The following is a 19975-nucleotide window of genomic DNA, read 5'->3' as shown; positions in this document are numbered from 1 at the left end:
TGATGAAAAAACAGAGAAAAGCATTCTGGATGAAGGTTCTGATTGCTGTCCTTTTTATCAGCGGAGTGACATTATTATCCTATTCTTCGATTTGTAATATTTACAATAATATAATTAACGCCGGAGCACAGGCTCAGTATACAAAGACTGTTAAGCAAAACTCTGGAGATAAAAATAATGAGCTATGGAATTATGCCCGTTCTTACAACGGTGAACACACTCATAACGTAATTGTAGATGCCTTTGACGGTAAACATAATCAGGCGAATACGGCTAATTATGCCTATGATGATGTGCTTAATCCGGACGGTAGCGGCATGATGGGATATATTGAGATTCCTAAGATAGACATTCGACTGTCGGTATATCACGGAGTTTCGGAAAAAACACTGGAGCAAGGGGTAGGACATTTGACCGGAACAAGTCTGCCTGTCGGTGGCAAGGGATCGCATTGTGTCCTTGCTGCACATCGCGGCTTGCCGAGTGCAAGACTCTTCACCGATCTTGATCAGATGAAGAAAGGTGAACGTTTCTATCTTTATGTGCTGGATAGGACTCTTGCCTACAAGATTGATCGGATTGATGTTGTGCTGCCGGAGCGTATGAATGATAAGCTCTCCATTGTCCAAGGAGAAGATCTTGTGACACTGGTGACATGTACGCCTTATGGGATCAATACACACAGGCTGTTGATCAGGGGGCATCGCGTTCCGTTAGATCGGCATAAGGCAGTAAATCCTTTTATAAAATATATAAAATACGGAAGTTTGTTGGTACTCATAATCGCAAGTTGGGTGGTGTTATATGTTCGCAGAAGAAATAAAAAACAAAATAGTTCGAAGCGCGGTCTTAATCGCACTGCTGACAATGTTCATGATAGGGAACGCAGCCGTAACCGGGATGGCGCTGGAGAATAATATAGTTCCCGCACTTATAGCCGGCAAAACAGGAACGTTGACAGTATGCTATCGGAGCAATGAAAACGGAAAGGCTGTGCCGTTGAAAGATGTGGATTTCGAGATATGTCAGGTTTCCGATTTAACTGTAAGATATGGCTCTGCTAAGTATGCACTGCTGCCTGAGTTTTCATCCACAGGGATTACTTTTGAAGGAATGACTGCATCTGATTCCAACGCTGCCGCAAAGAAGCTGCGTGCGTTTATAAAGCAAAATGGAATTAATATGACTGCAGGCAAAACTGATGCGAATGGATGTGCAGTTTTTCCCGATTTGAAGCCGGGGATGTATCTCGTTGTCCAGTCCGGTACACATAGACAGGGAGAGCGTGACTATATATCTGAACCTTTCCTGGTTTCCGTGCCTCTTGCCGTTGACGGAGGGAACGGTACCAATGTGTGGAAGTATAATGTAACTGCATATCCTAAACATTCATCGAGCATGCCTATTGAGAAGCCGTTGATTCCGCCGTCTCCAAAGACGGGCGACTTGTTTCTGCTTGGCTTTTGGGGCTGTGTATTGATTGTTTGTGCGGTCGGATTAAAGACTGTTTTCATGGGTAAAGAAAGAAATGCACAGCGTTAGCGCACAACGCATATGAGGTTCGTGATGAGAAGAATGATAGAAAAATTTAAATCCAACAAACAGACGGCTTACCGCAATATAGCAGCGAGAGTTTCCTTATGCTGCCTGCTCATAGCTCTTGCGGTTCCGCTATCCGGAGTTGTGGCAGATACAGAAGGAACGGCTGCTTTAAATGATTTTACTTCGGAAAATCGTTTGAATATGATTAAACCGCAGGATGCCGGCATGCTCAGAGCCAGACGACATAAGGTTTGGCTTGACGGAACACTGGGGCTGGGTGTTTCTAAATCTCTTGTTCAGGGCGCCAATGATGAAATTTTATATACGGACACAAGCGGCAGGATAACCTTACCGTCACACAGTGGAAATAACTCTAAGTATAAAGTTAAAGGATGGTATAATATAAAAACCGGAGATTATTATGTTCCCGGCACGAGTATAACTCTTTATGAAGATACCGTGCTTTACGCGGATTGGGTGCAAGCCGATTATAATCTTAAACCTAAGGGTGAGCCTCTTGTAGCTAATCAGCCTGATACGAGCAGCTTTGTCAGAACCGATATGTTTGACTATAATGAAATATTTAATGCGAAACACGGTGCAAAGGCACTTACAGGCATTAATTATCATACAGAGATTTGGGAAGATTATAAAAAGTGGACAGGCTCGGACGGCAAAGAATATGAGAGCTTCCTGTTTACCAACTGGTATAACTATAATAAGACTCATCCCGATCTCAATACTTTGGGCTTCCCTAAAAATTTGACAAACAATAGGAACAGATATACAAGCGATCTTGGCGGCTACACCATCACAAAGGACATCGTTGACAGTCATAATCATCAGATTATTAAGGATTTGTTTACAAAAAATTCTGTGCCGGGAAGAGAATATCTAGGGCGCGGTGATAAGCTTTTCCAATATGATGAAGACGGAAGCTTGACAGACAGCAATTTCGGAAAGGGCTATTACTTTTACGATAGCGATAAAAACGGTGCGGACTATAACAAGGCTGAACAGCGCTTTTATGTATATAAAGACGAGCAATTTATCCAGAATCAGGACAGCGGACAGGATAGAACTCCGGGATTTATGCCTTTTGAGCATGGGACTGTGCATGAGCTTACAGGTCAGACTAATTACTGGTTCGGAATGAAGACGGATGTAGATTTCTTCCTGCCGGATGATGTGGGAAGCCACAGCGGCAAGGGTAACCAATCCGCGGCGGGTAAGGACATGCGATTTTACTTTAGCGGCGATGACGATGTTTGGATATTTGTCGATGGCGTAAAAGTGCTCGATCTCGGCGGTATTCACAGGAGAATGTCAGGCGATATCAACTTCTCGACCGGGGAGATACGCTATGAGAATCCGGAAACCCACGCACTTATGAGTGCCGATACAACGACGCTTAAGAAGATTAAGAGCGGTAATCATAAGTTGACAATCTACTATTTGGAGAGAGGTTCGTCGAAGTCCAACTGCTCGATATATTTCAACCTGGCACCGCGTTACAGTCTCGAAATCGATAAGTTCGATGCTGTAAATCACAGCCAGAAGCTGAAGGATGCCGAGTTCTCTATTTATGCGGATAAGGACTGCACTATTCCGGCGAAGCTATGGCGTAATGAGGAGGATTGCAAGGCTAATGAACCTTCACAGAATGTATTCAAGACGGGTATTGACGGTAAGATAAGCTGCTATGGGCTTTCCGCAAACCGAACATACTATATCAAAGAGACAAAGGCTCCGTCTTCATATCCTTCCGTTGCCGATAAGGTTATACGCTTAAAGTTGGATTCTACGGGTAATGCCACATTGCTTGACCATGATGATATGGTGTCTTTGGTATCAGATGGCGGAAATCAGAAGCTGCAGCTGCATGTCATGAACAAGAAGCCGGAGAAGACCTCTGTGGAGGTTCTCAAGAAGTGGTACAACGATGACGGAAGCGAGATTAACGGAGCGGTTCCAAAGTCAGTTAAGGTTGCGCTGTATCGCAGTAAAACACCAAATACAGGTGGCGGCAGCGGCGCGCGCGTTCCGGTCAATTTTACCACGCAGTATTTCGGAAGCGGTAATGGAAGCAATACTGATACTTCACCTTTGACGCCCGGAGATTATAAATTCAGCACCACAGCGACATCCGGCGGCGGCATTGAATTTACGCTGGAAACAAAAGGTCATAACGGGAAGAAGGATGTCGGAATTTATTCCGTAACGGCTAACGGACGAACGATACGACCGAGCAATATTCAGGACTGGTCTGAACAAAATTGTTATATAGGCGGAAGATGGGGCGTTTATCCATACAGTAAAGCCACCTACAAGATAGATCCTATTGTAGACGGAACTGATATTAAGATTACACTGATTGGATATTTGAACCACGATCATACCGGGATTCCGGCGGTGTCACAATCTCTCTCTATGTCTGTAAAGGAGACCGGCAATCCGCAGAATCCGACTGAGACTCTACCGTCGGATGCCGTAAAGGTGACAGATTCGGGTGTTGATAATCCTGTTGTTCTTAACAAGGAAAATAATTGGTACAAAAAGTGGGATAACCTACCGGCAGAGGATGACCAAGGGCATCAGTATTACTATTATGTCAAGGAAGAGCCGGTGGACGGCTATTCGACATCATATACAGGAAACGGAGTGCTCAACGGAATCATCAATATCAATAACGTAAGGATTCGTGATATAGGCATACGTAAGAAGTGGCTTAATGTAAACGGCACGGAGATGGCGCCGAATGAACGACCCGATATCCCGATCAATGCGGTGTTGATACAAATTGACGAGACGGATAATACTACAAGAGAGATTCCCGTATTATTGAACAAAAGCAACAACTGGAGCAAATCCTGGCGGCGCGATAACGAAGAGCTTGCAGAAAAGAAAGGACACAAGTATAGGTATAAGGTTCGCGAGATTTCACAGATTGAAGGCTATGATACGACCTACAACAATAATAACGGGGCTCAAGAGGGTGTAATAGAGATCGTCAATAAACAACAGCTATATAAGCTGCCTTCTGCCGGCGGGATGGGAACGTACCTGTTTAACATCATCGGCACCATGCTGATCACAATTGCGGTTCTGATGTATAGATCATCACGAGCAAGAAGGCTTAAGGCAAAATAACAGCACCGGAAGATAAAATCTGATGCGGATAAGGTATTAACAGTCTGTTGAGGGTGATTTATAATCCGAGCCGGTTATTGTTCCGTTATTGCCGGTCTGATTCTTAAAGAACGATCTCTTTAAATAATGATATAGAGGATACGAGAAGCGGAGCAGTCTGACTTCACGTATCCTTTAAGCTATATCAAGGGCTTGTGTGGACCTTTTCTGTGCATACATGCATATTTCAGGCAAACTCACAGGTACACGCGTCCGGCCTGAATGTAAATACAAGTCTCATTTTGAAATTGTAATACTCGTGTGGTTACTGTGAAACTCGTTGAACGCTCAAATTCGCTGTGGTAAGATGTAGTAGGTTTTAACTTATAACAAAAATACTGACGTTATACTATATATGAGAGGGTTAATATGTCACATGGAAGAATAGCAAGGTCGGCGATGATGGCGACAATTGTGGCTTCTATCTTGGTGCTCACGGCGTGCGGGGGTGCATCTGTACCGGACAAGTATAATTACGATGACTTCACCAAGTATGTCAAGCTCGGCAGATACAAAAATCTTGAATACACAAAGTCAAATCCCAACGTTTCGGACGCTGAAGTGCAGGACGCAATCACAGCGGCGTTGGATAAGGCCAAAAAGAAGACAGAGGTTAAGGAAGGTACTGCTGAAGCAAATAGTATAGTGAATATCGACTATACCGGCAAGATCAACGGAAGAAAGTTTGATGGTGGAACTGCCAAAGGCTATGAGCTCAATCTTGCTGACAGCAATTTCATCAGCGGATTTGCAGAACAGGTTGTGGGACACAAGGTTGGCGAGACTTTCGATATCAATGTTACATTCCCGGCTAATTATTCTAATAATTCGGAGCTTTCAGGCAAGGCGGCCGTGTTCACTATCAAGATTAATTCGATAGTCAAGACAGTTATTCCTGAGTACAACGATGAGTTTGTAACTAAAAACACTAAATTCAAAACCAAGGCCGAATACGAGAAGAACATCAAAAAGCAGCTTCTCAAGGACAAGAAAGCCAAGGCTGCAAGCGCAGAAAAGCAGGAAATATTCTCGCAGATACTCGAAGCGAGCAAGATTAAAAAATATCCCGATAAGGAGCTCAAGGCTGCATACAATAGTATGATTAGCACTTACAAAGAGCTGGCCAAGAAAAACGATACATCCTATGAGAATTATCTTAAGAACAATCTCGGAATGGATAAAGCGACCTTCGAGAAGCAGGCAAATACAGCAGCCAAGAATACAGTTAGACAGGAACTGGTTCTACATGCACTGGCAGAGAAATATAAGATAAAGATCACAGATAGCGAATACAACGATTATCTCGATAAGCTTCTTAAGGATGCAGGCTATACCCGTTCTCAGTATGAGAAGGCCTCCGGCATGAAAATTGAGAAATATGCGGAACAGAATAATCTGTTTGATACCATGCTCTATGAAAGAGTGATGGATAAGGTCTTAAAGGACAGCATAGCGAAGTAAATTAATAAATATAATTAGGCTAATCTTAATGAGCGACTTTACGGAGCCGCTCATTTATTGATATAATTTTGATTGTAAGATTATAAATTTATGCAGGTATGACGATAGCGGTTTAGCTCATAGATTTGACATGGAGGAACAAGATGAAGTGCCCTTACTGCGGTAACCCTGATACTAAGGTAGTTGATTCCAGGCCTGTGGAAGAAGGCCTGGCTATTAGAAGGCGTCGCGAATGCGACAAGTGCCACAAGCGTTTTACAACATTTGAAAAAATTGAGAATTCATTGCTCGTTGTGATTAAGAGTGACGGTTCAAGGGAAAGTTTCGATCGCAACAAGCTGATCAACGGGGTTCTCAAGGCTTGCGAAAAGACAAAGGTTAAGTACGATGACGTGCAGAGAATCGCTGACAATATCGAGCGCGGGCTCAACAATACTATGGAGAAGGAAATCGACAGCAAGATGATTGGTGCGCTTATCATGGATGAGCTTCGTGATCTCGATCAGGTTGCGTATGTCAGGTTTGCGTCTGTATATCACAGATTCACTGATGTTGACACCTTCGTTAAGGAAATCAACAGCTTGCTTGAGAAGGACCGCAAGGGGCATGACGCAGAGAGATATGTCAAGGAGACTGCAGGGGAAGAGGGAACTTCAGAAAACGCAGCAAAGGACGAGAAGGAAGACTAGATGATCAGAATCGCTATAGATGGTCCCGGCGGAGCAGGCAAGAGCACTATTGCAAAGCTCGTAGGCAATAAGCTTGGATTGGAGTACATAGATACAGGTGCGATGTACCGTGCTATAGGCCTCAAGCTGAATAGAGAGAGAATATCTCCGAATGATATTGAGGCTATTCGTGAGTCTCTCGATAATACGAGCATTGATTTTGTAGACGGGAAGATTATCCTTGATGATGAGGATGTTAGTGATATTATCAGGACGCAAGAGATATCCAAGCTGGCATCGATGTATTCACAGATACCTGATGTGCGAACCAAGCTGGTTGATATTCAGCGTAGAATTGCCGGTGGCAAAGGTGTGATTATGGACGGACGGGATATAGGTACGAACGTGCTGACAGATGCAGAGCTCAAGATTTTCCTCACCGCCGCTCCGATGATTCGTGCTCGCAGGCGATATGATGAGCTGGTGTCAAAGGGAGTTCAGGCGGTTTTCAATGACATATATGATGATATAAAAGACCGCGATTATCAGGATTCGCATAGGAAGCTTAATCCGCTTGTGAAGGCTGAGGATGCCGTCCTGCTCGATACGTCAGAAATGAGTATAGAAGAGGTTGTTGATGCTATATCAGCGGAGGCTGACAGGGTCTCGGCAAAATAGGTTATAAATTTACGATTTGGAGGCGTTATAGGATGAAGGAAAGTGCAGTTGCCTTAGGGAAGGTGAGAGGCTATTGCTATCTGATTTTTTTATTCGATATACTGCTGCTGTTTCATAATGAAATAGCTGTTTTTTTCGGTGCCGCTGACCGCAAGATTCTATATGGCTTTGTTGCCATTATTCTGTTTCAGACAGTGTTAAGCATTCTCTACGTGGTCAAGTACGTTACAACAGTCAACAACAAGGACAAGAAGCGCAAAGAGATAGTGATGTATGCTGCTCGCCTTAGATACTGCTTTATGTTTATGCTGGTCCTGCTTGGGGCTATCGTGCTGAATTTCTCGATGCTCTCCAATATGATGGTCGAGAAGGCGTTGATAATGGTACTGGTGTTGATGCTGTTGATTTCTCTTAAGAATCTGACTATATTGGAAAGAAGACGCTTTTAACTATGATAAAATATCTGTAATTGAGGATTTTTATGCCCTGTCTGTGCTTGTTGCAGGCGGGGTGTTTTGATATAATTTCAGTGTGTTGCTCTCGAGAGAGGGTTGTTAAAATGAATATTGTAAATAGCAATTTGTACAAGCTTCCACAGGAGAAATTGCTCTACTCCGGTGCGTCGGCATTAACCGATGTGGAGCTACTCGCACTAATACTCAGAACCGGCACTGCTGACAGGAAGGTGCTGGAGTTGGCGCGTGATGTGATGGCATATGCAGACAATCTATCGCAGGAGCTCTGCAATGTTGATGTCAGAGAACTCCTTAATATCAACGGTATTGGAGTGAGCAAGGCCTGCTCAATAGTTGCCAGCATGGAACTCGCCAGACGGGTTCGAGAACCGAGCACTGCATCTGGCATAACGATTAGAACCGCGAGTGATGTAGCTGAGCTGTTCATGAAACGGATGCGCGGTGAGAAGCGTGAGCACGTTCAGATGTTTCTGCTAAATTCTAAGTGCAATGTAGAATCGGAATACACAGTTTCAATTGGAGCGCTTAATTCGGCAGAGCTTAATCCTCGCGAAGTGTATAGTGTTGCTATCAGAAGGAGTGCAGCGGCAATCATATTGGCGCATAATCACCCAAGTGGAGATCCAGAGCCCAGCAATGTAGATATTATATCTACCAGAAGAATCGAGGCGGCAGGTGAGCTTGTAGGAATTAAGCTTTTGGACCACGTAATTGTCGGTTATGAAAGGTATGTTAGCCTTAGAGCTGAAGGGTACATTGAACAGGAATAGCTAATACGGAAAGAGTGCGAAAGTGTCAACAACAATATATATTACGTCGGGAAAAGGCGGTACAGGCAAATCAACATTTGCCGCTAATCTTGGACTAACGCTTGCGTATATGGGCAAACGCGTTATTTTGCTTGATATGAATATGGGAATGAGGGATCTTGATCTTTATGTTGGTGCTCAAAACCAGGCAATTTTTGACATATATGATGTGATAATGAGAACCTGCGAACCGGGGGATGCTATTATCGCATCCGAATTCGCAGACAAATTATCGATTATTCCTGCTCACCAAGGCGGAGAGTGGATTGATATCTCACGGGCTGACGTTGATGAGTTGATTGAGTATTTGAGTGATGAATATGATGTCATAATTATGGACGGAGCGCCGGGGATAAATCGTGCAGTTGATCTGTGCTACGGTTCAGCGGATGAGGTAGTTATCGTCACAACACCGGATTATGCTGCGATCAGAGATGCAGATGCGATTGAAGATAGGCTTATCAAGTGCGAGGTTATGAACAGGCATTACGTCATCAACCGTATGCTTCCTGAACTTGAAGCGATGGGGTGTGTGCCCAGACTGGCAGAAATAGACATACGATTTAGGTCGGAACTTCTCGGAGTCATTATGGAAGATGAGAATATCCGCGCTTCATGTAATATAGGTATTCCGATTGTTGCAAAAAGAGATACTTACATCGCCAGGAACTTTGACAAGATGGCGGAACGTGTCATTAGAGAGATTCTCTAGCTGTTGACTATATTTTCATTAAAATATATAATTAATCAGTGCGAGTTTAAACACGCAATGTTTATTTTTTAGTACGAATAAGCAAACATTTTACTGTATAACTAATATTGAATAAGGAGTTAAGCATGACACCGCTGTTAATAACTGTAGTGGCAGGGATTGTATTCCTGGTGACAGGACTGCTGCTAGGCTATGTTGTGCGTAAGCGTGTCGGAGAAAAAGAGATTGGAAGCGCAGAGCAGAAGGCTCAGAACATTATCCTGGATGCTGAGAATTCAGCTGAGAATATCAAGAAGGAAAAGGTGCTCGAGGCGAAGGAAGATGCTCATAAAATAAAGGAAGATCTCGAAAACGAAATACGTGATAGGCGCAACGAAGTAACAAGAACAGAGAGACGTATTCTTCAGAAGGAAGAGAACATCGAAAAGAAGCTGGAGAGCATTGAACGTAGAGAAGATGGCTTGTCTAAGCGTGAGCGTTCGATGGACGAGAAACACAAGGAAATCGATCGGTATTTGGAGAAGCAGATTGCTGAGCTGGAAAAGATTTCAGGATATTCGAAAGAAGAGGCTAAGCACATATTGCTTGCTGAGATAGAAAAGGATATCAGGAAGGATGCTTCAGCAATAATTACCAGGATAGAAGAAGAGACAAAGGATGAGGCAGACAAGAAGGCCAGAGAGATAATTACTCTCGCTATCCAGAGATGTGCTGCCGATCAGGTTGCCGAGACAACAGTTTCGGTTGTGAACCTTCCTAACGACGATATGAAGGGTCGTATTATCGGAAGAGAGGGAAGGAATATCAGGGCAATCGAGACGTTAACAGGAGTGGATCTGATTATCGATGATACACCTGAGGCTGTAATACTGTCGGGTTTTGATCCTGTCAGAAGAGAAATTGCCAAGAGAGCGCTTGAAAAGCTTATCTCAGACGGCAGAATCCACCCGGCGCGCATTGAAGAGATGGTACAGAAGGCTACCAAGGAGGTTAATAACATAATCAAGGAGGAGGGTGAGCAGGCTTGCTTCGAGACAGGCGTTCACAACCTGCATCCCGAGATGGTTAAGCTGTTGGGTAGACTTAAGTACAGAACTTCATATGGACAGAATGTCCTCAAGCATTCGGTTGAGGTTGCACTGCTAGCCGGAATGATGGCTTCAGAGCTTGGCTTGGACCCAAGGCTTGCCAAGAGGGCTGGACTGCTCCACGACATAGGCAAGTCGATAGATCATGAAGTTGAGGGAACACACGTAGAGATAGGTGTTAACATCTGTAAGAAATACAAGGAGTCCTGGAAGGTTATCAACGGAGTAGAGGCACATCATGGAGATGTCGAGGCGACAACTCTTGAGGCTGTTCTCGTCGGAGCTGCGGATGCATTATCGGCGGCAAGACCGGGCTCCAGAAGAGAGACGCTTGAAGCTTATATTAAAAGACTTGAAAGCCTTGAGAATATCGCCAACACCACTAAAGGTGTTGATAAATCCTACGCTATTCAGGCAGGAAGAGAGATTAGAGTTGCGGTTAAACCTAATCAGGTTAAGGATGATGAGATACCAATGCTTGCTAGAGAGATTGCTAAGAAAATCGAGGCAGAGCTTGAATATCCGGGAAACATCAAGGTAAACGTAGTCAGAGAGACTCGCGCAATAGATTATGCAAAGTAAAAGAAAGCTCTCCGCTTGCGGAGAGCTTTTTAAAGCAACGGGAAAACGACGTGTACCGGCACATTGTTGCAAACCGTATTTTTGATGAAGGGTGTACTGCTATTGTACAGTGCGAAGCAGACAGTGGGGAAAAGATGATATATCTAGACAATAGTGCGACAACTCGCCAATACGATGAAGTAACTGAGCTCGTGTATAAGCTGAGCCGGGAGGCCTTTGGCAACCCCTCCTCGCTCCATACATTAGGCCTAAACAGCTCGGAGATCATACGCACAGCGAGAGGTAGGGTTGCCAAAGCCTTACCGGCCGGTGGGGAGATTGTATTCAACTCAGGTGGCACGGAAGGTGATAATACAGCAATCTACGGCACAGCCAGAAAGCTGAGGCGCAGGGGCAACAAGGTGATAACTTCCAAGGTCGAGCATCCGGCAGTGCTGGAATCCTGCAAGAGACTGGCAGAGGACGGCTTCGAGGTGTGCTACCTGAATGTGGATAAGACAGGCGCACTAAAGCTTGATGAGCTCGAGCAGTCTATTGACGATAAAACAATACTTGTAACACTAATGGCTGTCAACAACGAGACAGGTATGATACAGCCGATTGTACCTGCCTGCGAGCTTGTTAAAAACTACAACAAGGAACACGGGACAAAAGTCATCTTTCATACGGATGCGGTACAGGCCTTCGGCAAGATGAGCTTCAGAAATGCACCGTTTGATCTGATTACGATCAGCGGACACAAGTTCCATGCGCCAAAGGGCGTTGGTGCGATGTATATGAAGTCAGGATTCACGCTCCCCGCCTTCATCACCGGAGGGGGACAGGAGAAGGGATACCGTTCCGGCACAGAGAACACCACAGATATAGCGGGACTCGGATTAGCTACAGAGCTGAGCTATGCTGATTTGGCAGGTATACAGAACAAGCTGTGTGCACTCAGCGATAGACTGCGTGATGGCTTGAGCTCGGAGCTGGATGATATAATGATTAACGGCACTGATGAAATCGGACTGGAGCTAGATGATTATGGCAAGCGCTGTCCATCCATTCTTAACGTATCCTTATTAGGTACCAGGGGTGAGGTAATACTGCACACTTTAGAGCAGGATGAGATATATGTGTCAACGGGTTCAGCGTGCTCATCGCACAAGACCGGCGACAGTCACGTGCTGCAGGCGATGGGATTAGGACACAGGGAGATTGAAGGCGCGATAAGGTTCAGCCTCTCTGAGTTCAATACTCTTGAAGAGATGGATGAGACTGTCGAGAAGGTTGCTGCTGCCGTCAATAGATTTAGAAGACTGGGTAGCTTCAGATAGGGGATAGGATGAACGAAAAAAATATTTATATTGTAAGGTGCGGAGAAGTTGCTCTTAAGGGCATGAATAAGCCTTATTTTGAGCGCGTACTGCTCGAGCGGGTACGTGGAGTGCTAAATAGCTATGATGACACCGAATCAAGATGGAACGACGGACTCATGATAGTCAAGGTACCTAAGGATATTGAGAGAGAAGAGATAATCAGAAAGATTTCAAAGGTATTCGGCGTTGCTTCAGTCAGTCCTGCTGTTGAAGCACCTAAGGATATTGAGGCAATTGGCGAGGCGACTGCTTCCTTTATGATGGATTTGATTCAAAAGGAAGATATCAAGACCTTTAAGGTCAAGGGCAAGAGGGCTGACAAGACATTCCCGATTCAGTCACCGGAGATTGGCCGCATAGTCGGTGCGAAGGTACTCAAGACCTGCAAGGTGCTCTCTGTCGATGTGCACCATCCTGACTGCGAGTTATACGTGGATGTACGGAGAGAATGCACTTATATTTTCAGAGATAAGATCAAGGGCTTCGGAGGGCTGCCGTTAGGCACTAACGGCAGGGGGCTGGTGCTGATGTCCGGTGGCATAGATAGTCCTGTTGCTGCGTTTATGATGGCTAAGAGGGGTATGCGCATAGAAGCTGTGCATTTTCATTCATATCCTTATACGAGTCCTCGTGCACAGCAGAAGGTTGAGGATTTATGTGCTGCGCTTGCGGGATACATGGGCACAATCAGGATGTACGTCATTAATTTGCTTCCTATTCAGGAGGAAATTGTCAAGAATTGTCCTGAGGATGAAACTACTCTGCTTGTCAGACGTTTCATGATGAGAATTGCTGAGGGAATTGCTGTCAGAAATAAGGATATGATGTTGATAACCGGCGAGGATCTCGGACAGGTTGCGAGCCAGACTGCTGAAGCGTTGGTTGTAACTGACAGCGTAGTCAAGATGCCTGTCATGAGGCCTCTGATTGCTATGGATAAGGTTGATATTATGGATAAGGCCAAGGAAATCGGAACCTACGACATCTCAATTCAGCCTTATGAGGATTGCTGCACGGTGTTCCTGCCTAAGCATCCGGTGACCAAGCCAAAGCTCAGTAAAATCGAGCAATCCGAGTCAGTGCTTGACGTTGAGAGCCTGGTTGAGGACGCAGTAGCTTCAGCTGAAGTAATTGATATAACACCTAGATAATAGGGGTGAATTTTGCTAACATATTAATAGAATTCAAATAGCTGATTTTAAGAATTTATGATTGACAGGAACTACATATGACAGATAATAACGATAAAAAGAAGAATGACGGTGACAAGCAAAACAAGCTATTCATACGAGAGAACACGTGGCTTGTGGTTGTGATCGTGGTGCTTGTGCTGGCATTTACAGTCGGAATTGTATTTACTTTGTTTTACAATCTCGGTTCTTCCGATAAAGGATCAGGCCGTAAATTTAGCCTTGGCAGTTCAGTTGCTGTGCTGGATGTCACGGGAGAGATTGGTGATACTAGCTTGAGGGCTGCGTACGACCACGACTGGACGATGTCGACCATAGGCGATCTTATAGATGATTCTTCCAACAGGGGTATTGTAATTCGTGTAAATTCGCCAGGCGGCAGCGTCTATACATCAGACGAGCTATACGAGGAGCTGCTCAAATATAAGAAGGAGACAGGTCGTCCGATATATGTGTATTTTCAGGATGAGGCAGCTTCAGGCGGATACTATATATCTATGGCTGCTGACAAGATATACGCTAATCGCAACACATGGACCGGATCAATAGGTGTTACTATGGGGACGCAGTACGATGTGACCGGTCTTCTGGATAAGCTGGGAATCAAGACTCACACCATCACCAGCGGACGCAATAAGGCTATGGGAAGCATGACCGCTGAGCTTACGGATGAACAGCGTCGGATCATGCAGAGCCTGATAGATGAGTCATACGATCAATTCGTCAAGATTGTAGCGAAGGGCAGAAATATGCCTGAGGAAAAGGTGCGAGAAATCGGAGACGGACGCATTTATTCTGCTAAACAGGCCAAGGCACTCGGACTGATTGATGAAATCTGCGGAGAAGAGGAATTCTTTGACAAGGTTAGGAAGATGGACGGACTCGAGGACGTTGATTTTGATTTCATGCATCCGGATACAAAGACAAGCTTTTTAGATATGCTTCAGCAGCTGATACAGTCTAAGAGTGAAATCGGAAAAGCCTCGGAATACCGGCAGTTGATAGATTTGTCAAAGAACGGTAATAAATTTAATATCAAATATTTGGCAGAGATTAGCAAATAGGAGCACACAAGGAGTTATCATGAGCATTAAATACAATAGAGTTTTGATAAAGCTTAGTGGTGAGGCGCTTGCCGGAGACGATAGGTTTGGAGTTAACCAAGATGTGACGCTGAGGACGGCACATCAGATCAAAGAGATTAGAGAAAATGGCGTTGACGTGGCGATAGTTGTCGGTGGAGGAAATTTTTTCCGAGGACGCACAGGCGGTAGTATCGACAGAGCGACGGCAGACTATATGGGTATGCTTGCTACTGTGATGAATGCGCTTGCGCTTCAGGACTCGCTGCTCTCTATCGGCTGTGGGGCTAAGGTCATGACGGCAATCGAGATCAGAGATATGGCAGAGGGGTATTCGAGGCGCAAGGCGCTGGATTATCTGGAAGAGGGCAAGGTTGTGATATTTGGCGGTGGAACGGGAAGTCCGTTCTTCTCCACTGATACAACTGCTGCACTCAGAGCTGCCGAGATGAATGCAGAGGTCATACTTATGGCAAAGGCAATCGATGCAGTGTACTCGGCAGATCCCAAGCTAGATCCTAACGCTGTAAGGTATGAGCATCTCACATATATGGATATCTTGGAGAAGGATCTCAAGGTTATGGACTTAACGGCGGCCACGCTTTGCAAGGATAACTCTATTAAGCTATATGTGTTTGCACTGGCAGAAGAGGGTGGACTGATGAAGGTTATAAATGGGGAGAACATAGGAACTCTAGTCGAGTAGTGACTCACCATTAATAAGGTATTATCTAACATTTATAAGAACCAGCATGGAGGAAATCATGGCTAAAAAGAGCTTAGAAGAGAAGATTGAAGTTACGAAATCCGTTCTTAAGGAGAATTTGAACACGGTGAGAGCAGGAAGAGCTAATCCGGCACTCCTGGACAAGGTTATGGTCAGCTATTACGGAACTATGACTCCGCTTAAGTCTCTATCCAACATCACAACGCCGGATCCGCGCACTCTGATGGTTACACCCTTTGATGCCGGCTCAATCAATGATATCGTGCACGCGCTTAATGAGGCTAATCTGGGTATTAATCCATCAAGTGATGGTAAGGTTATCAGACTTGCTATCCCTCAATTGACAGAGGAGAGACGTAAGGAACTCATGAAGCAGGTCAAGAAGTTTGGTGAGGATGCAAAGGTTGCGGTTCGTAACATCAGACGTGATGAGAACGAGGATTTCAAAAAGCAGGAAAAGGCTAACGAGATTACGGAGGATGAGCTCAAGAGTTCACTCGATAGCGTTCAGAAGAAGGTCGATAAGGCTGTAAAAGATATTGACGCTATCATAGAGGAGAAGAACAAAGAAGTAATGGCGGTATAATTCTCAGCGAACGTGGCTTTGTCACGTTTGCTCTTTTATGAGGTGTAGGGATGTCAGAGATTAACAAAATGCCTGCGCATGTAGCGGTGATTATGGACGGAAACGGTCGCTGGGCCAGGGGCAAGAACAGACCAAGGCTATTCGGACATAATGCGGGCATGCAGGCTATGAAGAAGATTGTCATAGCTGCATCGAATATGGGTATTAAATACCTGACAGTATATGCGTTTTCAACTGAGAATTGGAAGCGCAGCACAGAAGAGGTGTCGGGCATATTTAAACTGATAATCAAATATGTAGATTCGGAGCTCAAGGAGCTGATAGAGAACAATGTCCATATCAATATTTTGGGAAACTACAACATGTTGCCGGTAGACTCAATCGAAGCCATCGACAAACTCGTTGATAAGACAAAGGCTAACGACGGACTTGTATTCAACATCGCGCTCAACTACGGCGGCAGGGATGAAATCGTTCATGCTATCAATGAGATTATCATCGACAGGGAGGCGATGGCTGATCAGGGCGTTTCTGTAGATGTGACAGAGGACGAGGTGTCCAGCCATCTCTATACCGGCGTGCTGCACAATGATATTCCGGATCCCGATCTCATTATTCGCACGAGTGGCGAGGAGCGCCTGTCAAATTTCTTGATATGGCAATCTGCTTACAGCGAGATGATGTTTACCGACACGCTGTGGCCTGACTATTCTCCGGAAGAGTTCGCGGAGATGATAGGGGAGTTTTCTCATCGCAAGAGAAGATTTGGCGGAAGAGAAAAGGAAGATAGATAATGAAAACTAGGATTATTTCATCATTGGTTATGGTTCCGCTTTTGGCAGTTCTGTATTTTGGCGGCGTGTGGCTGGTAGTAGCTGCGCTTTTTATCTCGGTTGTGGGTGTAAAGGAATTCTATGATGGATTCAACGCATGTGATATCAAGCCTTCTCGTAAGATCGCTATTGCGATGGCGATTGTCCTCTATGCGGGTTATCTGATACTTGGTAACGTACCGGACTTCCTCGGAGTATGGATTGTTGTTGCCATCATGGCCAGCCTTGTGTACGGCTGGGATATCAAGAACCGCGGCACAAGCGATGCAATAGCGACTCTCACCGGTATCGTATATATAGTGCTGTTCCCGTATTTCATAGTTCTTATAGACGGAACTAAGTATAGACAACTCACCTGGCTGGTGCTGATTGCTGCATTCGGGGCAGATATAATGGCATATTTTACCGGCATGGCTATCGGTAAACACAAGATGGCTCCTAATCTCAGTCCTAAGAAGACTATCGAGGGGGCAGTCGGCGGGCTTATAGGTTCTGCGCTCTTTTCGGCACTGTTTGGATACTTTGTGATGCCGGAGATAGTCGTTAAATGTGCGATTATCGGAGCTATAGGCGGAGCTGTATCCATGGCCGGTGACCTTACTGCTTCAGCGTTTAAGAGGCAGATGGGAATCAAGGATTATGGCAATCTCATACCGGGACATGGCGGAATACTCGACAGATTTGACAGCGTGCTGTTTGTTGCGCCGTTTGTATATTATTTTTCGGTATTTGTCCTTCAATAAGGGTGGAGAAATAAATGGGAATTAAGAGAATCGTTTTGCTGGGCAGTACCGGTTCCATTGGAACTCAGGCCTTGGATATCGTAAGAGAAAATCCGGACAGATTCAAGGTTGCTGCACTTACATGCAGAAATAGAATACAAGAACTTATGAAACAGGTTAAGGAATTTAGTCCTGAGGCTGTATGCGTTGGAAATGAAGAATCAGCCGCACAAGTAAGTGCGGCTTTTCCTGCACTTGAAGTGTATATCGGAGATGATGGTCTTCGTGAGATTGTCAAAATTGACGCTGATATAGTGTTAAACGCTCTTATGGGCATAAGCGGTATGGCTCCAACATATGAGGCAATTTTGTCGGGAAGGGATATTGCGCTAGCCAACAAAGAGACTTTGGTCGCCGGCGGAAGCCTGATAATGGAATTGGCAACCAGGTGCGGTGTTAAAATCCTACCGGTCGATAGCGAACACAGTGCCATATTTCAATGCCTTGAGGGTAATCATGGAAGAGCGGTGAAGAGAATTTTACTCACCGCTTCAGGCGGACCTTTTAGAAACTATTCCATGACAGAACTCGAGAGAGTATCGCTTCGGGAAGCCCTTCGTCATCCTAAATGGAATATGGGACGCAAGATTACAATCGATTCTGCAACCATGATGAATAAGGGGCTTGAAGTTATTGAGGCGAAATGGCTGTTCGACATTGAACCGGAGAAAATTGATGTGCATGTGCACCCGGAGAGTATCGTTCATTCGATGGTTGAGTTTGCGGATACATCGATAATGGCGCAGCTGGGACTTCCAGATATGCGAATTCCTATAAGTCTGGCGCTGGGATATCCGGACAGACTGCAGTATTCCGGCAAGAGCCTCAACATGTTTGAGGAGGGTGCGAACCTTCACTTTGAAAAGCCTGATCTCGAGGTGTTCCAATGCCTGGCGATGGCTTATGAGGCAATTGGAGAGGGCGGCAGCTATCCTGTCATGCTTAACGGTGCTAACGAGGAGCTGGTAGCAATGCTGCTTGACGGTACGATTGAGTTCATAGATATCCAGCGCTCGCTGCGCAAGCTCATGGATGGGCATAGGGCTGTTGATCCATGTTCGATAGAGGATCTCCTTGAGATAGATAAAGAATCAAGAGCGCGAGCAAGGGAGCTCTTTGCTTAGGATCAATCCTCATGTAGACGCAGAAAATACTGATATAATATTTCACAAAACAGACGATATAATCGGACGATATGATAATAACTATTCTTCTAACAATTTTGATGCTCATGCTGATTACCGTTCCGCATGAGCTCGGACACCTCATTACAGCCAAGCTGTTTGACATCAAGGTCAACGAGTTTGCTGTAGGAATGGGTCCGCTCATAGCCGGCAGGACAAAAGGCGATACTCAGTATTCGCTTAGAGCAATTCCCATAGGCGGATACTGCGCCATGGAGGCGGAGAATGAGGAGAGCGATGACGAACGAGCTTTTAACAACAAGCCTGCATGGCAACGCTTGATTGTATTGGTGGCAGGTGCGACTGTCAATGTTATGGTGGCACTGCTGTTGATGATAATAATAACAACCTCGGTAGGCATTCCTACAAATACTCTGGATAAGGTTGTACCCGATTCTCCGGCGGCTGTTTCGGGTGTCGAAGCCGGTGATGAAATCATATCTATCGATGGCAAAGCGACAAAATCATGGGCTGATACTGTGGCGGCAATCTCCGGTAATCAGGGTGCAAAGTCAATAAATGTGGTTGTCAGGAGAGCCGGTAAGCAGCACAGCTACAGCATCAGGCCCACGAAGGATAAAGATGGCAGACTGGTGATCGGTATTGTTTCAAAGGCATCGCACAATGTGTTTGTATGCGCAGGACAGGGCGCAAAACTGACATGGAGACTCAACGGAGAGATGCTCGGTGCACTCAGGCAGCTGTTCCATAAAGGCATTACCAAGGATAGTGTCACCGGTCCAATTGGAATGGTGAGTCTGGTCAGTCAAACCGCACAAACTGGCTTGATTGCATATCTGTATCTGGTCGCGTTGATTAGCCTCAATATGGCAATTGTCAATCTGCTGCCGTTTCCGGCACTTGATGGAGGCAGAATAATATTTGTGATAATACGGAAGATCACGGGAAATATGATTTCCGACAAGGTTGAAGGATATATGCATATCGCCGGATTTGCGGTTCTGATGCTACTTTTTGTATTTGTGGCATGGCAGGACATCTTGAGGCTGCTGGGACATTAGAAG

General features: G+C 45.2%; 19 protein-coding genes. All 19 read left to right on the top strand.

The window, feature by feature from the left end; genetic code table 11:
• The first annotated feature begins 2 nt into the window (after positions 1 to 2).
• The 19 genes from HMPREF1152_RS08535 (at position 3) to rseP (ending at position 19972) form a co-directional block, all read left to right on the top strand.
• On the top strand, positions 3 to 917 hold the full coding sequence (locus tag HMPREF1152_RS08535; RefSeq protein ID WP_009644617.1) for a class C sortase: 915 nt from the start codon (positions 3 to 5) through the stop codon (positions 915 to 917).
• On the top strand, positions 874 to 1542 hold the full coding sequence (locus tag HMPREF1152_RS08530; RefSeq protein ID WP_039883881.1) for a pilin N-terminal domain-containing protein: 669 nt from the start codon (positions 874 to 876) through the stop codon (positions 1540 to 1542). Before HMPREF1152_RS08535 ends, HMPREF1152_RS08530 begins: the two co-directional genes overlap by 44 nt.
• A 24-nt stretch (positions 1543 to 1566) precedes the next feature.
• Positions 1567 to 4692 carry a Cna B-type domain-containing protein gene (locus tag HMPREF1152_RS08525; protein ID WP_009644696.1) on the top strand — a complete coding sequence of 1042 codons (3126 nt, stop codon included), beginning with the start codon at positions 1567 to 1569 and terminating at the stop codon, positions 4690 to 4692.
• A 408-nt stretch (positions 4693 to 5100) separates the two neighbouring features.
• Entirely contained in the window at positions 5101 to 6192 is a 1092-nt protein-coding gene (gene tig / locus HMPREF1152_RS08520) for a trigger factor (protein WP_009644614.1), read from the top strand.
• A gap of 143 nt (positions 6193 to 6335) precedes the next feature.
• Positions 6336 to 6881, top strand: coding sequence for a transcriptional regulator NrdR (nrdR, locus tag HMPREF1152_RS08515; RefSeq protein WP_009644677.1), 546 nt, complete (start codon positions 6336 to 6338; stop codon positions 6879 to 6881).
• Positions 6882 to 7538 carry a (d)CMP kinase gene (gene cmk / locus HMPREF1152_RS08510; protein WP_009644766.1) on the top strand — a complete coding sequence of 219 codons (657 nt, stop codon included), beginning with the start codon at positions 6882 to 6884 and terminating at the stop codon, positions 7536 to 7538.
• A gap of 32 nt (positions 7539 to 7570) precedes the next feature.
• Positions 7571 to 7987, top strand: a complete 417-nt coding sequence (locus HMPREF1152_RS08505; RefSeq protein ID WP_009644803.1) for a hypothetical protein — start codon at positions 7571 to 7573, stop codon at positions 7985 to 7987.
• Between the two features lie 110 nt (positions 7988 to 8097).
• Positions 8098 to 8784 carry a RadC family protein gene (radC, locus tag HMPREF1152_RS08500; RefSeq protein WP_009644836.1) on the top strand — a complete coding sequence of 229 codons (687 nt, stop codon included), beginning with the start codon at positions 8098 to 8100 and terminating at the stop codon, positions 8782 to 8784.
• Positions 8785 to 8806: 22 nt separating this feature from the next.
• Positions 8807 to 9535, top strand: a complete 729-nt coding sequence (locus HMPREF1152_RS08495) for an AAA family ATPase (RefSeq protein ID WP_009644831.1) — start codon at positions 8807 to 8809, stop codon at positions 9533 to 9535.
• A 125-nt stretch (positions 9536 to 9660) separates the two neighbouring features.
• The gene (gene rny / locus HMPREF1152_RS08490; RefSeq protein ID WP_009644618.1) at positions 9661 to 11205 is read left to right on the top strand and encodes a ribonuclease Y; all 1545 of its coding nucleotides are present in this window, start codon (positions 9661 to 9663) and stop codon (positions 11203 to 11205) included.
• A gap of 134 nt (positions 11206 to 11339) precedes the next feature.
• Positions 11340 to 12524 (top strand): cysteine desulfurase family protein, encoded by a 1185-nt coding sequence (locus HMPREF1152_RS08485; RefSeq protein ID WP_009644698.1) that lies wholly within the window; start codon positions 11340 to 11342, stop codon positions 12522 to 12524.
• A gap of 8 nt (positions 12525 to 12532) precedes the next feature.
• On the top strand, positions 12533 to 13717 hold the full coding sequence (thiI, locus tag HMPREF1152_RS08480; RefSeq protein WP_009644776.1) for a tRNA uracil 4-sulfurtransferase ThiI: 1185 nt from the start codon (positions 12533 to 12535) through the stop codon (positions 13715 to 13717).
• Between the two features lie 77 nt (positions 13718 to 13794).
• Positions 13795 to 14820, top strand: a complete 1026-nt coding sequence (sppA, locus tag HMPREF1152_RS08475; protein ID WP_009644723.1) for a signal peptide peptidase SppA — start codon at positions 13795 to 13797, stop codon at positions 14818 to 14820.
• A 19-nt stretch (positions 14821 to 14839) separates the two neighbouring features.
• Positions 14840 to 15544, top strand: a complete 705-nt coding sequence (gene pyrH / locus HMPREF1152_RS08470; protein WP_009644665.1) for a UMP kinase — start codon at positions 14840 to 14842, stop codon at positions 15542 to 15544.
• Between the two features lie 58 nt (positions 15545 to 15602).
• Positions 15603 to 16151 (top strand): ribosome recycling factor, encoded by a 549-nt coding sequence (gene frr, locus HMPREF1152_RS08465; RefSeq protein WP_009644610.1) that lies wholly within the window; start codon positions 15603 to 15605, stop codon positions 16149 to 16151.
• 50 nt (positions 16152 to 16201) lie between these two features.
• Positions 16202 to 16945, top strand: coding sequence for an isoprenyl transferase (locus HMPREF1152_RS08460; RefSeq protein WP_009644768.1), 744 nt, complete (start codon positions 16202 to 16204; stop codon positions 16943 to 16945).
• Complete coding sequence (locus tag HMPREF1152_RS08455; RefSeq protein ID WP_009644736.1) at positions 16945 to 17727, top strand: phosphatidate cytidylyltransferase; 783 nt, start codon at positions 16945 to 16947, stop codon at positions 17725 to 17727. The genes HMPREF1152_RS08460 and HMPREF1152_RS08455 overlap by 1 nt, the downstream gene beginning before the upstream one ends.
• A gap of 14 nt (positions 17728 to 17741) precedes the next feature.
• Entirely contained in the window at positions 17742 to 18890 is a 1149-nt protein-coding gene (locus tag HMPREF1152_RS08450) for a 1-deoxy-D-xylulose-5-phosphate reductoisomerase (RefSeq protein WP_009644635.1), read from the top strand.
• A 71-nt stretch (positions 18891 to 18961) separates the two neighbouring features.
• A complete protein-coding gene (gene rseP, locus HMPREF1152_RS08445; RefSeq protein ID WP_009644758.1) occupies positions 18962 to 19972 on the top strand; it encodes an RIP metalloprotease RseP in 1011 nt (336 codons plus the stop codon).
• Positions 19973 to 19975: the final 3 nt, after the last annotated feature.

Source organism: Mogibacterium sp. CM50 (genome assembly GCF_000293155.1).
GTDB lineage: Bacteria > Bacillota > Clostridia > Peptostreptococcales > Anaerovoracaceae > Mogibacterium > Mogibacterium timidum.
This window is presented reverse-complemented; position numbering and strand designations above follow the sequence as displayed.

Excerpts from the sequence above, each read along its gene's own strand:
- HMPREF1152_RS08530 (WP_039883881.1), top strand. The coding sequence starts at position 874 with ATGATAGGGAACGCAGCCGTAACCGGGATGGCGCTGGAGAATAATATA.
- cmk (WP_009644766.1), top strand. The coding sequence starts at position 6,882 with ATGATCAGAATCGCTATAGATGGTCCCGGCGGAGCAGGCAAGAGCACT.
- rny (WP_009644618.1), top strand. The coding sequence starts at position 9,661 with ATGACACCGCTGTTAATAACTGTAGTGGCAGGGATTGTATTCCTGGTG.
- HMPREF1152_RS08505 (WP_009644803.1), top strand. The coding sequence starts at position 7,571 with ATGAAGGAAAGTGCAGTTGCCTTAGGGAAGGTGAGAGGCTATTGCTAT.
- HMPREF1152_RS08455 (WP_009644736.1), top strand. The coding sequence starts at position 16,945 with ATGAAAACTAGGATTATTTCATCATTGGTTATGGTTCCGCTTTTGGCA.
- HMPREF1152_RS08535 (WP_009644617.1), top strand. The coding sequence starts at position 3 with ATGAAAAAACAGAGAAAAGCATTCTGGATGAAGGTTCTGATTGCTGTC.
- tig (WP_009644614.1), top strand. The coding sequence starts at position 5,101 with ATGTCACATGGAAGAATAGCAAGGTCGGCGATGATGGCGACAATTGTG.
- radC (WP_009644836.1), top strand. The coding sequence starts at position 8,098 with ATGAATATTGTAAATAGCAATTTGTACAAGCTTCCACAGGAGAAATTG.
- HMPREF1152_RS08460 (WP_009644768.1), top strand. The coding sequence starts at position 16,202 with ATGTCAGAGATTAACAAAATGCCTGCGCATGTAGCGGTGATTATGGAC.
- frr (WP_009644610.1), top strand. The coding sequence starts at position 15,603 with ATGGCTAAAAAGAGCTTAGAAGAGAAGATTGAAGTTACGAAATCCGTT.
- pyrH (WP_009644665.1), top strand. The coding sequence starts at position 14,840 with ATGAGCATTAAATACAATAGAGTTTTGATAAAGCTTAGTGGTGAGGCG.
- thiI (WP_009644776.1), top strand. The coding sequence starts at position 12,533 with ATGAACGAAAAAAATATTTATATTGTAAGGTGCGGAGAAGTTGCTCTT.
- rseP (WP_009644758.1), top strand. The coding sequence starts at position 18,962 with ATGATAATAACTATTCTTCTAACAATTTTGATGCTCATGCTGATTACC.
- sppA (WP_009644723.1), top strand. The coding sequence starts at position 13,795 with ATGACAGATAATAACGATAAAAAGAAGAATGACGGTGACAAGCAAAAC.
- HMPREF1152_RS08450 (WP_009644635.1), top strand. The coding sequence starts at position 17,742 with ATGGGAATTAAGAGAATCGTTTTGCTGGGCAGTACCGGTTCCATTGGA.
- HMPREF1152_RS08525 (WP_009644696.1), top strand. The coding sequence starts at position 1,567 with ATGAGAAGAATGATAGAAAAATTTAAATCCAACAAACAGACGGCTTAC.
- nrdR (WP_009644677.1), top strand. The coding sequence starts at position 6,336 with ATGAAGTGCCCTTACTGCGGTAACCCTGATACTAAGGTAGTTGATTCC.
- HMPREF1152_RS08485 (WP_009644698.1), top strand. The coding sequence starts at position 11,340 with ATGATATATCTAGACAATAGTGCGACAACTCGCCAATACGATGAAGTA.